This window comes from Nakamurella flava (genome assembly GCF_005298075.1).
Lineage (GTDB): Bacteria > Actinomycetota > Actinomycetes > Mycobacteriales > Nakamurellaceae > Nakamurella > Nakamurella flava.
Map to the genome: position 1 here is coordinate 250,598 of NZ_SZZH01000003.1, position 12,989 is coordinate 263,586.

The window sequence follows — 12,989 nt, forward strand, 5'->3', positions numbered from 1 at the left end:
TCCCCGGCCCCGCCGGGAGTGGCGAGAAGGGAGGGCGGCGATGAGCGCCGACGCGCGGCAACCCGGGCTGTTCACCCGGGCCGAAGCCATCGTCGTCAGCCGGGCCGAGGCCGAACGGGACAACCAGCTGTCGCTGTTCTCCGCCGACCTGACCCCACCCGAACCCGACGACCTGGCCGGTCTGCTGGCCGGGCCGGGGCGGATCGCGCCCAGCCCCGGCGGTGCGCGCCTGTCTGTCGTCGTCGACGCCCGGTGGCGCCTGGAGGCGCTGCAGCGGGAGTGCCGGGTCCGGGACGTGGAGATCCTGCCCGCCGGGGCCCCGCCGGATCTGGCGGCGCCGACCGCGCGCGACGAGCCCGTCGGGGACGACGACGGTCGCAGCTGGGAGCTGCGGCTCGAGCAGGCCCCGCACCTGGACGAGCTGGCCCGCCGGTGGACCCAACGATCCATCAAGACGCTGCCCGACGACCTGCGGCTGACCGCCGGTCTGCTGCGCTGCTGGGTCATCACGTCCGGGCGGCCGGCCGACGTCGGCTATCTGCTCGGCCTGGACCCGGACGCCGTGGACACCCACGTGGGGTTGGCCGCCGCCTGCTCGGCGGCCGGGATCACCGGCTCGCTGGTCGGGTCACGCACCCGTTCCCCCGCCATCCGCATCGTCGGTCACCGGCGCTGCCAGCGGCTCGCCGAGCTGGTGGGCAGCGCGCCGCCGGAGGCGCCGCCCGGAGCGTTCCCGCCCGCCATCCACTGAGGAAACCGCGCGACAACCGTCGTCCGGCGGACTGCGTGTATCCCCATGCGGGCGGGTTGTCCACAGGGCCGCTCGACGGTTTCTGCCCGCCCGCCACGCTCGTTACCGTTCGCTCGCCCGGTCGGACGACCCCGCCGGCAGGCGGACGGAGCAGACGTGGATCAGGACGGGACGACGGTCGCGGTACCCGGGGCCGCGCCGGGGTCCAGGGTGCACCCCGTGGACGACCTCCGGGTCCGGCTGCACCGCCGACGGCAGTGGTACTGGCTGACCACGGCGCTCATCGTGGTTGCGGTCTCGCTGTTCATCTGGGGCCTCTGGTGGGCGACCGGCCTGTATTCGGACTCCGACACAGTGGCCTGGGCGACGATCCTCTTCTTCCAGCCGGGCTCGATCCTCATCGTCGGAACCGGAACCGGAGCCGGCCTGTGGCTGACGTTCCACAACCTCTACCGCGCCCAGGTGCGCGACGCCCAGTTCTGGCGAACCCGGAGCATCTCGACGTTCGGCTGGTACGAGGCCTGGGCCGACGATCCGTCCGGGTCGGTGGACCCCTGGTGGGACCTGCGGCACCGACTGTTCCTGCAGCTGTTCGTGCACCCGGACCGGTCGGTGCCCGGGTATCTGACCCGGGGGACCGATCTGGTGGCCACCGGCGGCTGTTCCGCCGAGGACCTGCACACGGTCGGTGCGCATCTCGACCTGCTGCTGCACCGAGCGCTCGCGCTCGGCGTCGACCATCCCGCGGTGCGCGCGGCGCTCCGCCCGGTGCCCGCCGACGAACTGCTGCGCGGATGGCGCCGTCGGCACTGGGAGGTCCACGATCCCGCCGCCGCCCACGCGCTGCTCGCCCCCGACCTGGCCTCGGGCCGGCCGCCGGCGGCCCTCATCGACCGCTACCGCGAGATCATGCGCGCCGCCGGTTCACCCCCGTGACGGCGCGGTCACCGCGCGGTGTCGGTCGGGTCGGGTGGTTGTGTGTGGCATCCTGCAGCGGACGCCCCGGTGGCGGGGTGAATCGTCCCGTTGCGGCTCCGCCGCCGAACCCATCGGCCCGGTCGGAGGCGCCGACCGGCCCCCGTGGCCGGGTTCCCGTGGGCAGTGGCGACAAGGACGGACATCGAAATGGCCCCAGCCAAGACCAGGCGGTCGGGCGGCTCCGACCGCCCCACGCGACTCGTCGTCGTGGAGTCCCCCAGCAAGGTCGGCAAGATCGCCGCCTACCTGGGTGACGGCTACATCGTCGACTCCTCGTCCGGGCACATCCGGGACCTGCCGCGCGGCGCCGCCGACGTGCCCGCCAAGTACAAGGGCGAGCCGTGGGCCCGGCTCGGGGTCAACACCGACCAGGGCTTTGAGCCGCTCTACATCGTCTCCCCGGAGAAGAAGAGCCAGGTCGCCAAGCTCAAGTCGCTGCTCGCCGAGGCCGACGAGCTCTATCTGGCTACCGACGAGGACCGCGAGGGCGAGGCCATCGCCTGGCACCTGCTGCAGACCCTCAAGCCGACCGTGCCGGTCAAGCGGATGGTCTTCAACGAGATCACCGAGGCCGCGATCCGGGCCGCCGCCGAGTCGCCCCGTGAGCTGAACAACGACCTGGTCGACGCCCAGGAGACCCGCCGCATCCTCGACCGGCTGTACGGCTACGAAGTCTCGCCGGTGCTGTGGAAGAAGGTCATGCCGAAGCTGTCGGCGGGCCGGGTGCAGTCCGTCGTGACCCGGATGGTCGTCGACCGCGAACGGGCCCGGATGGCCTTCCGCAGCGGCACCTACTGGGGTCTGGACGCCACGTTCGCGCCGACCGGGCAGGACAGCACCTTCACCGCCGCCCTGCAGACCGTCGACGGCAACCGCATCGCCGTCGGCCGCGACTTCGACGAGCGCACCGGGCAGCTGAAGAAGGCGTCGGTGGACGCCGGTGTGCAGTTGCTCGACGAGGCGGGCGCGCGTGGCCTGGCCACCGCCCTGGCCGACCGCCCGGCCACGGTCACCTCCTCGGAGGAGAAGCCGTACACCCGCAAGCCGTATGCGCCGTTCATGACCTCGACGCTGCAGCAGGAGGCCGGTCGCAAGCTCGGCTTCAACTCCGAGCGGACGATGCGCACCGCCCAGCGGCTCTACGAGGGCGGCTACATCACCTACATGCGGACCGACTCGACGACGCTGAGCCAGACCGCGTTGGACGCCGCCCGCCGCCAGGCCCGTCAGCTCTACGGCGACGACTACGTCCCGCCGTCGCCGCGGCAGTACACCCGCAAGGTCAAGAACGCGCAGGAGGCCCACGAGGCCATCCGTCCGGCCGGCGACGACTTCCGGACCCCCGGCCAGGTCGCCCGGGAGCTGTCCGGCGACGAGTTCCGGCTGTACGAGCTGATCTGGCAGCGCACCATCGCCTCGCAGATGGTCGACGCCCGCGGCCTCACGCTGTCGCTGCGCATCGAGTCCACCACCACCGAGCCCACCGCGCGGACGGCCGGGTTCGCGGCCTCGGGGCGCACCATCACCTTCCCCGGGTTCCTGCGGGCGTACGTCGAGACCGTCGACGCCGAGGCCGGCGGGGAGGCCGACGACGCCGAGCGACGGCTGCCGAACCTGACGGTCGGGCAGGCGCTCGACACCCGGGACCTGATCCCGTCCAGCCACGTGACCCTGCCGCCGGCCCGCTACACCGAGCCGTCGCTGGTCAAGGCCATGGAGGAACACGGCATCGGCCGGCCGTCAACGTACACCTCGATCATCCGCACCATCACCGACCGCGGGTACGTCTGGCGCAAGGGCCAGGCGCTCGTCCCGTCCTGGATCGCGTTCGCCGTCGTCGGCCTGCTCGAGCGGCACTTCCCGCAGCTCGTCGACTACGACTTCACCGCGGCCATGGAGGACCAGCTCGACGACATCGCCGGCGGCCGGCTCGGCCGGACCGCCTGGTTGAACTCGTTCTACTTCGGTGGCGGCGACCTCGGCAGCGAGGGGTCGGACACCAAGAACGGCGCCGGCGCGACCGGTTCCATCGCCGACAGCGGGGGTCTGAAGAAGCTGGTCGGCGACCGGCTCGAGGACATCGACGCCCGCGAGGTCAACTCGCTGCCGATCCTCACCGACGAGCAGGGCCGGACGGTCGTCGTCCGGGTCGGCCGGTACGGCCCCTACCTGGAACGCGTCCTCGGCCCCAACCCGGAGAATCCGGACGGGCCGCCGCTGACCGAGCGGGCCAACCTGCCGGAGGACCTGGCCCCCGACGAAGTGACCGCGGAGACCGTCGACACGCTCTTCGCACAGGCCGAGGCGGGGGACCGGGAGCTGGGCGTCAACCCCGACACCGGCTACCCGATCGTCGCCAAGGACGGCCGTTACGGCCCGTATGTCACCGAGGTGCTCCCCGAGGGCACCCCGACGACCGGTAAGAACGCGGTGAAGCCGAAGACGGCGTCGCTGTTCAAGTCGATGTCGCTGGAGACCATCGACCACGAGACCGCGCTCAAGTTGCTCACCCTGCCGCGCGTCGTCGGCGCCGACCCGGCGTCGGGCGAGGAGATCACCGCCCAGAACGGCCGGTACGGGCCGTACCTGAAGAAGGGCACCGACTCGCGGTCGCTGGCCACCGAGGACGAGCTGTTCAGCTACACGCTGGAGCAGGCGCTCGCGCTGTACGCGCAGCCCAAGACCCGCGGTCGGCAGTCGGCGGCCGCGGCGCCGCTGCGGGAACTGGGCAAGGACGCGGCGACCGACAAGCCGATGGTGATCAAGGACGGTCGGTTCGGGCCATACGTCACGGACGGCGAGACCAACGCATCGCTGCGCAAGGGCGACGCCGTCGAGACCCTGACCGACGAGCGGGCGTCCGAACTGCTGGCCGACCGTCGGGCCGCCCCCAAGAAGACGACGACCCGCCGGGCGCCGGCCAAGACGGCGGCCAAATCGACCACGACGAAGGCAACGGGGACCAAGACGGCCGCCCGCAAGACGACGGCCAAGACGGGCACCGGGCGTGCCGGCACGGCGACGGCCACCCGCCGCAAGGCGGCCGCCGCGTCGGACGGGGAGTCCAACTGATCGCCGAGGCAGCGCAGCCGCGCGGCCCGGCCACAACGAACGGCCGGGCCGACGCCCATCGTGAATCGGCCCCGAACGGGATCCTCGTCGGAGTGGTCAGCTGTTCTCGGTGGAGCCCCCGCCTACCATCGGGGACATGACGGCGCTCGGTGGACTCGACGGCGCGGCCACCGTCGTACCGGTCGACGGTCGCGGCGGCGGTCGTCGGCGGCCCCGCACTCCCGGCTCGAACGGGTTCACCGACGCTCTGTCCGGCGCCGATGGGATGGCCGAACCCGGCCCCTGGCCCGCCGACCTCGGCGGACTGGCCGCGCCCGGTGAGGTCTTCCCGGACGCCCTGAGCGCCACCGACCCCGGCGCCCTCCCGCCCCGGGTCACCGTCCCTGTGGCGATCCGTCCGGTGACCACCGGCCCGACGGCACCGCACGCAGCGGCCCGGCGTCCCCCCGCCCCGGCCCCGGCGCCCACCGCCGCCCGCCGAGCCCCGGCCCGCCGGGCGCCGCAGGCCCCTCGCCAGAATGCGTCCGCCGCCCGGACCGCGCCATCGGCCCCGAGCCGGTACACCCAGGACCCGCGAGCGGGCACCGGCTGGTCGTCCGGCGGGACCACCGCCCGCGACTTCATCCGGCAGGCCCGGGACTCCGGCAGATTCGCCGCGGCGGCCACCCCGTTCCTGCCGACCGGGACCGACCGCCAGCGGCCCCCGGCTCCCCGGACGGCCGGTACGTCCGGCCGGACGGCCGACGGGCGCACCGCCTACGGGCAACGCCGCCGCCCGAACTCCACGCTGATCTTCGTGCTGTTCGTCTTCGCCGTCCTCTTCCTCTTCGGGTCGGGCCTGGCCGCCGGCATCGTCGACCTCGTGCGTTCCCTGCTGGACCGGTGAACCGCCCCGTGCCCGGATCCGATCCCGGCGACCCCGGGCGTCCGGAGTCGCCGTCGCCCGACGGCGTCGGAGCCGGCGACACCCAGCCGGTGATCAGTCCCGTGGGAGACGAATCCGGTCGTCGCGGTCGGCGGGGGCGGGCCCCGGGCGACAACTCGCTGGCCGTGCTGCTGCGCATCCCGATCTTCCGGCGCATGTGGGCGGCGATCGCCCTCTCCAGCCTGGGCGACTGGCTGGCCCTGCTGGCCACCACCGCGCTGGCCGCCTACCTGACGCGCGACACGTCGAACCTCGCTCAGGGCGCGGCGGTCTCGGGCGTCCTGCTGGTCCGGCTGCTCCCCGACCTGCTGCTCGGAGCGGTGGCCGGCGCCCTGGTCGACAAGGTCGACCGCCGCAAGGTGGCCGTCGCCTGCGACACCCTGGCCGGCCTGCTCTACGCCTCGATCGTCATCTTCCCGTCGCTGTGGTGGCTGCTGGCCGCCCAGTTCATCGCCGAGGCGATCGGCCTGTTCTCCACCCCGGCCAAGCAGACGCTGTGGGTCAACATCGTGCCGCGCGAACGGCTGGCCGTGGCCAACCAGCTGAACTCGGTCTCGATCTACGGGATGATCCCCGTCGCCTCGGTGATCTTCGTGCTGCTGTCGACGCTGGCCTCGTTCTTCGGCACCCCGACGATCGAGGACACCGGCAGTGCCCTGATCAGCGGTGGCACCAACACGCTGGCCATCGACATCGCCCTGGGCCTGAACGCGGTCAGCTACTGGATCTCGGCCGGCGTCGTCTTCACCTCGCGGCGGATGATCCCGGCCTTCGTGGGCGAGCGGAACACGTCGGACAACATCCTGTCCCTGATCGCCGAGGGCATCCGTTTCGTCCGTCACAGCCGGCTGATGCGCTCGGTCTACATCGGCATCCTCGGCGCGTTCGGCGCCGGCGGGCTCATCGTCGGTGTGGCGCAGGCGTACGTCGCGACCCTCGGCGCCGGCAACTCCGGGTACGCGATCCTGTTCGGCTCGGTGTTCACGGGCGTGGCCCTGGGCATGCTGGTCGGCCCGAAGGTGCTGCCCACCGTGCCCCGGCGAATGATCTTCACCCCGGCGATCGGCGGCGCGGGCGCCGCGCTGATCGTGATGAGCGTCCTGCAGGACTTCCTGGGGGCGGTCATCACGGCCACCGTCATGGGGCTGTTCGGCGGCATCGCCTGGATCACCGGCTTCACGATGATCGGCCAGGAGGTCTCCGACCAGCTCCGCGGGCGGGTCTTCGCCTTCGTGATGTCCTCGGTGCGCATCACCCTGCTCGGCAGCATCGCCGTCGGCCCGGTGCTGGCCGGGGCGGTCGGATCGCACCTCATCAGCGTCGGCGACTTCCGGTTCGTGGTGACCGGCCCGGGCATCGTGCTGGCGGTCGGCGGGCTGCTGGCCGTGGGGGTCAGCGCCATCGCCGGTCAGCAGATCGGCGGGTTGACCGCGCAGGTCCGGCGCAAGCTGTTCCGGCGGGGGACCAAGCTGTGGGAGAACCCCGACCAGCACCCCGGGGTCCTGCTGGCGGTGGAGGGTCCGGACCCGGACGTCGTGCACCGGTACGCCATGGCCGTCACCGCCGCGTTGCGCGCGGACGGCGTCGACGCCGTCCGGGTGTCCTCCACGACCCCGCCGGCGCCCCCGGGCCCGGCCGGGTATCTCGAGGACCATCCCGCGGACGCCTTGCGGGCGATGGCCGACCTGGCCGATCTGACCGCCGACCGGATCGTCCCGGCGCTCGACGAGAGTTCGGTGGTCGTCTGCGAGGGCTTCATCGATGCCGCCGTCGTCCGGTACCGCACCCTCGGCGTCGACGAGCAGGAACTGGGCCGGATCGCCCAGTGGGCCGTCGCGGGCCTGCGGGCCGACCTGTCCCTGGTCGTGGAGCCGGCCGACCCCCGAGCCCGCGCAGCGGCCGACGCCCCGGATGAGCCCGAGCGGGTGCCCGCGGCTTCGTCCCCCGACGCCGGCCACCACGACCTGGTCGACGCGGAGCAGGCCTACCGGGACCGCGCGTCCTACGCCCCGGAGCGGTATCTGCTGGTCACGGCCCCGTCCGGCGACGGTGAGCAGCTCACCCAGGAGGTGCGGCTGCGCCTGGAGTCGGTACTGCGGCAGCGCGGTCTGCTGCGCCCCGGCGCGCTGCTCGACCCGTCCGCGACGGCCGCCGGGGCCGGGCCGGTGACGTCGGGCCTCTGACGCCACCCGGGGTCGTCGAAACCTGATTGTCGGTTCCGCCCGGTACGGTGGCCGCGCCGGTCCGACCGGCCGCACCGGGTGGATGCCCGCGTGCCGTGACGAGACGAGGGCAACCGATGAGCGCGACACCCGATGGTCCGACCGGTGCCGGTCACGGCGCCGCGGCCGGGTGGTCGGCCGCGGATGTCGAGCCGGTGGTCTGCTGCCTGTGCGGGGAACCCGGCGCCCCGCTGTACGAACAGGCGCCGTTCGCGGTCGTCCGGTGCCCCCGGTGCGCGCTGGTGTTCGTCTCGCCCCGGTTGACGGCCGAGGCGCTGCAGCGGCTGTACGACGAGCCGGCGTATTTCGACGACACCGTCTACGGCACGTCGCGGTGGTCTCCGGCGATGCTGCTGCAGCGGACCTGGACGGCCGGGCGGCTGGCGTTGCTGGCCGCGCAGGTCCCGCCGCCGGCACGGTTGCTGGAGATCGGCAGCGGCTACGGCCACTTCCTGGCCGCCGCCCGCGACGCCGGTTACCAGGCCCGGGGGATCGAGCTGTCCCGGACGGGCGTGGCCCACGCCCGGGATCGCCTGGGCCTGGACGTCTTCGCCGGTCAGCTGGCCGACGACCCGAACCCCGAGCCGGCGGACGTCGTCTGCTTCTGGGACACGCTTGAGCACGTGCCCGACCCGCTGGCGTTCCTGACGCAGGTGCGCCAGCGGATGTCGGGGCCCGACGCCCTCGCGGCGCTGTCCGTGCCGTCCTTCGCCAGCCTGCCGGCCCGCGCGCTGCGCTCCCGATGGTGGACCCTCAAGCCCGAGCAGCACATCTGGCACTTCACCCCGGACACGCTGCGGGTGCTGGCGGCCCGGGCGGGGCTGGTGATCACGCGGGTCGTCACCAGTCCGGTCGCCCCCGGCAACGCGGGCCGGCTCGACTCGCTGGTCGCGCTGGCCCGGCCGTTGCCGGACGACCCCGCCCCGGGCGGGGAGGCTCGATGAGCGGCCAGCACGGTGCCCCGGTCTTCCGGGACGTCGTGGGGCAGCCGGAGGCCATCGCCGAACTGACCGACGCGGTCGCGGCGGCGGGCGGCGACACGGCGGTGCCGACCGCGGCGATGACCCACGCGTGGCTGTTCACCGGCCCGCCCGGGTCGGGCCGTTCGGTGGCGGCTCGGGCGTTCGCGGCCGCCCTGCAGTGCCCGGACCGCGGTTGCGGCGTGTGCTCGCACTGTCACGCCGTCCTGGCCGGCACCCACGCCGACGTCCGCGCCGTCACCCCTGAGGGCCTGACGATCTCGGTGAAGGAAATGCGGGCGGTGGTCCAGCTCGCGGCCCGGCGGCCGGCGACGGGCCGCTGGCAGATCGTGCTCATCGAGGACGCCGACCGGCTGACCGAGGGGGCGTCCAACGCGCTGCTCAAGGCGGTCGAGGAGCCGTCCCCGCAGACGGTGTTCCTGCTGTGCGCGCCGTCCACCCACCCCGACGACGTGTCGGTGACCATCCGGTCGCGCTGCCGGGTGCTGTCGTTGCGGCAGCCGTCGGCGGAGTCGATCGCCGAGGTGCTCGTGCGTCGGGACTTCATCGACGCGCCCACCGCGCAGTGGGCGGCGTCGGTGTCGGCCGGGCACGTCGGGCGGGCCCGTCGGTTGGCGACCGACGAGACGGCGCGCGAGCAGCGCCGCCGGGTGCTCGCCATCCCCGCCGCCGTGCGGAGCATCGGGGACGTCTTCGCCGAGGCCGCCGATCTGCTGTCCGCCGCGAAGGCCGAGGCCACCGCGGTCTCGCAGCGGCGGGACGGCGCGGAGCTGGAGGAACTGAAGACCGCGCTGGGCGCCGGCGGGACCGGTAAGGGGGCGGTCGGCGCGGCCCGCGGGACGGCCGGGGTGGTCAAGGAGCTGGAGCGGCGGCAGAAGTCCCGCTCGACCCGGACCGAACGGGACGTGCTGGACCGGGCGCTGGTCGACCTGTCGGGCTTCTTCCGGGACGTCCTCGCGGTCAGCCTGGGCAGCACGGAGGCCCTGCTGAACCCGGACGTCGACACCGAGATCCGGGTGGCCGCGGCCCGGGTCGGGTCGGTCGGGGCGCTGCACCGGCTGGACGCGGTGCTGGCCTGCCGGGAGGCCATCGAGATGAACGTCAAACCGCAGATCGCGGTCGAGGCGATGATGATGGCCCTGTTCTCGGGCCCGGTGGGCGGTCGGCAGTCGGTGGCGGTGGCCCGGGGCTGACCGGGCGCTCACCGGCGGATACCCGGCGAACCGGGGTAGCGTCGCTGCCTATGGGCATGCTGTGCGCGGTGACCTTCGCCCCCAACGGGCAGCTGCACTACGCGGACCCGGGGGGTCTGGCGCCGGAGGTCGGAGACCGGGTGCTGTTGCCGACCGACCACGGCCCGGTGGTGGCCCAGGTCGTCTGGGCGGCCGAGTACTCCGCCGAGGACACCGACGGGTTCCCGACGCTGCTCGGAATGGCCGACGAGGCCGATCTGGTGGCCGCGGCCCGGTTGCGCAAGGCCAAGGCGCGGGCGCTCGTGGCCAGCCGGCGGTTGATCCGCGAGCACGGGCTGCCGATGAAGGTGCTGGCCGTCGATCCCCAGGAGGCGACCGGCCGCGTCGTCATCTACTACACCTCACCGGACACCGTCGACTTCCGGTCGCTGCTGCGCGACCTGTCGGCCACCCTGGACAGCCGCATCGAGTTGCGTCAGCTCACCGCTCGCGACGCCATCCGCGTCACCGGCACGATCGGGTCGTGTGGGCGGGACACCTGCTGCTCGACGTTCCTGCGGGACTACGAGCCGATCACCCTTCAGACGGCCCGTGATCAGGACCTGCCGGCCAATCCGATGCGCATCTCCGGGGCCTGCGGCCGGTTGATGTGCTGTCTGAAGTACGAGCACCCGCTGTACCAGGAGTTCAAGGCCACGGCCCCAGCGGTGGGGGAGGACGTCGAGTCGCCGTTGGGTCCGGGTCGGGTGATCGGCCATTCGGTACCGACGGACTCCGTGGTCATCAAGCTGGCCGCGGACGGGTCCCGTCAGGTGTGTACGAAGGCCTCGGTGTGTTCGGCTCGCAAGGCCTACGACAGTCGCTGAACCCGACAACCACGTGAATGCGTTGCGACGACCGATGCCCTGAAGAGTGGCGGACACGCACCGCACGGGCAGGAATTTCACGTGCATCCCACAGGTCTGACCGGATGAACTTCGCGCTGCGCAACTGACATCGACTGGCGGCCCCCGGGGGAGTGAGGTAAGCCCGTCAGGTACGTGCTTTCGGTGACCGTTCGATCACTGTCGGACGGCACCTCCCGCGGTCGGTCTCCACAGCGCCGTCACCCGGTGCGGACCCCGTCGGGGAGCAGACCTGGAGGCGTGCCTTGGGCGGACGACGGAGAACCCTCGCCGGTGCGGTGATCACGGCGTTGGTGGCCGGGACGATGGTGGTCCCGGTGAGTACGGCAGCAGCGGTCGACACGGTGAACACCACCCGCCTGGAGAAGGCGGTGACCGTCAACGGCATCCTCAGCCACGAGCGGGTGCTGCAGCGCATCGCGAACCAGAACGGCGGCACCCGGGCCTCGGGCACCGAGGGCTATCGGCAGTCGTTGCGGTACGTGCGCTCGACCCTGCAGGCGGCCGGGTACAGCACGGTGACGCAGCCGTTCACCTTCAGCTCGTTCACCGACAACGGCACCTCGGTCACCCAGGTCAGCCCGACGCCGGGTGAGTACGAGACCGCGGTCCTGGAGTACTCGGGCGCCGGCAACGTCACCGGCACCGTCGTACCGGCGAAGACGATCGCCATCCCGCCGGGCAATCCCGGGTCGACCACGTCCGGCTGCAGCGCATCCGACTTCACCCCCGCCAGCACCACGCAGCCGCAGGTGGCCCTCATCCAGCGCGGCTTCTGCGACTTCGGCACCAAGGTCGCCAACGCCGCGGCCGCGGGCTACGACGCGGCGCTGATCTTCAACGAGGGCCAGGACGGTCGCACCGACGTCTTCCAGGGCACCCTCGGGGCGCCGGCCGCCATCCCGGCCGCCGCACTGTCCTACGCCGACGGCTCCGCCCTGGTCGCGGCCGCCCGGGCCGGCGCGGTGACCGTCAACGTCACCGCGAACGTCGTCACCGAGCGCAAGACCACCTGGAACCTCATCGCCGACTCGACGATGGGCGACGCCGGGAAGACGGTCGTCGTCGGTGCCCACCTGGACTCGGTGTCCGAGGGCCCCGGCATCAACGACAACGGCAGCGGCACGGCGACGATCCTGGAGATCGCCGTCCAGATGTCCAAGTTGAAGATCACTCCGCGTCAGAAACTGCGGTTCGCGTTCTGGGGGGCGGAGGAGAGCGGGCTGCTGGGCTCGGAGTACTACGTCAACTCGCTGAACAACGACCAGTTGGCGCAGATCTACGCGAACCTCAACTTCGACATGCTCGGCTCGCCGAACTACGTGCGCTTCGTCTACGACGGTGACGGCTCGTCCGGCGGACCGTCCGGCCCGGCCGGTTCCGCGCAGATCGAGGAGATCTTCGCCAACTGGTTCGCCGGCAAGGGCCTGGCCACTGCGCCGACCGATTTCGACGGCCGCTCGGACTACGGGCCGTTCATCGCGGCGGGTATCCCGGCCGGTGGTCTGTTCTCCGGGGCCGAGGGCGTCAAGACGGAGGAGGAGGCCACGATCTTCGGCGGCACCGCCGGCGAGGCGTACGACGCCTGCTACCACCAGGCGTGTGACGACATCACCAACCTGAGCACGCAGGCGCTCAACGAGCTGGGCGACGCCGCCGCCCGCGCCACCATGACGTTGGCGTTGACCAAGACCGGGTTCTTCCCGGACGGCAGCCGGATGCAGGCCCGGCAGCAGCTCGACATGTCGCAGTTCGCGTATCGCGGGAACCACCTGGTCAAGTAGCTCCGTCGAGTGGGGGACGGGCCGGCGGATCGGGTGATCCGCCGGCCCGTTCTTCGTGCGGGTGACGTGCGAAGCGAACCGGACGAGGCTGTGGATCACACCAGGTTGACCCGTTAGAGGGTTCGCACGGCGAACGATCTCCGCCATCATGGAGCAGCGCCAGGTCCGCACGGGCCCAC

The 12,989-nt window shown here is 72.6% G+C and carries 9 protein-coding genes; all 9 read left to right on the forward strand.

From position 1 onward, the window contains the following. The first annotated feature begins 40 nt into the window (after positions 1-40). The 9 genes from FDO65_RS12910 to FDO65_RS12950 all read left to right on the forward strand — a co-directional run bounded on the left by FDO65_RS12910 (position 41) and on the right by FDO65_RS12950 (position 12,810). Positions 41-751: a hypothetical protein gene (locus FDO65_RS12910; protein ID WP_137450121.1), complete on the forward strand. Its 711-nt coding sequence runs from the start codon at positions 41-43 to the stop codon at positions 749-751. A 219-nt stretch (positions 752-970) separates the two neighbouring features. Beyond that, positions 971-1,687, forward strand: coding sequence for a hypothetical protein (locus FDO65_RS12915; RefSeq protein WP_137450122.1), 717 nt, complete (start codon positions 971-973; stop codon positions 1,685-1,687). Between the two features lie 189 nt (positions 1,688-1,876). Further along, positions 1,877-4,801: a type I DNA topoisomerase gene (topA, locus tag FDO65_RS12920; RefSeq protein ID WP_137450123.1), complete on the forward strand. Its 2,925-nt coding sequence runs from the start codon at positions 1,877-1,879 to the stop codon at positions 4,799-4,801. Between the two features lie 136 nt (positions 4,802-4,937). Further along, on the forward strand, positions 4,938-5,687 hold the full coding sequence (locus FDO65_RS12925) for a hypothetical protein (RefSeq protein WP_137450124.1): 750 nt from the start codon (positions 4,938-4,940) through the stop codon (positions 5,685-5,687). A gap of 89 nt (positions 5,688-5,776) precedes the next feature. Next, on the forward strand, positions 5,777-7,909 hold the full coding sequence (locus tag FDO65_RS12930; protein ID WP_137450125.1) for an MFS transporter: 2,133 nt from the start codon (positions 5,777-5,779) through the stop codon (positions 7,907-7,909). A 116-nt stretch (positions 7,910-8,025) separates the two neighbouring features. Further along, complete coding sequence (locus tag FDO65_RS12935; RefSeq protein WP_137450126.1) at positions 8,026-8,892, forward strand: class I SAM-dependent methyltransferase; 867 nt, start codon at positions 8,026-8,028, stop codon at positions 8,890-8,892. After that, a complete protein-coding gene (locus FDO65_RS12940) occupies positions 8,889-10,121 on the forward strand; it encodes a DNA polymerase III subunit delta' (protein ID WP_137450127.1) in 1,233 nt (410 codons plus the stop codon). The genes FDO65_RS12935 and FDO65_RS12940 overlap by 4 nt, the downstream gene beginning before the upstream one ends. 50 nt (positions 10,122-10,171) lie before the next feature. Next, the gene (locus FDO65_RS12945; protein ID WP_137450128.1) at positions 10,172-10,987 is read left to right on the forward strand and encodes a PSP1 domain-containing protein; all 816 of its coding nucleotides are present in this window, start codon (positions 10,172-10,174) and stop codon (positions 10,985-10,987) included. A gap of 356 nt (positions 10,988-11,343) precedes the next feature. Next, the gene (locus FDO65_RS12950; protein ID WP_240757590.1) at positions 11,344-12,810 is read left to right on the forward strand and encodes a M20/M25/M40 family metallo-hydrolase; all 1,467 of its coding nucleotides are present in this window, start codon (positions 11,344-11,346) and stop codon (positions 12,808-12,810) included. The last annotated feature ends 179 nt before the right edge of the window (positions 12,811-12,989 follow it).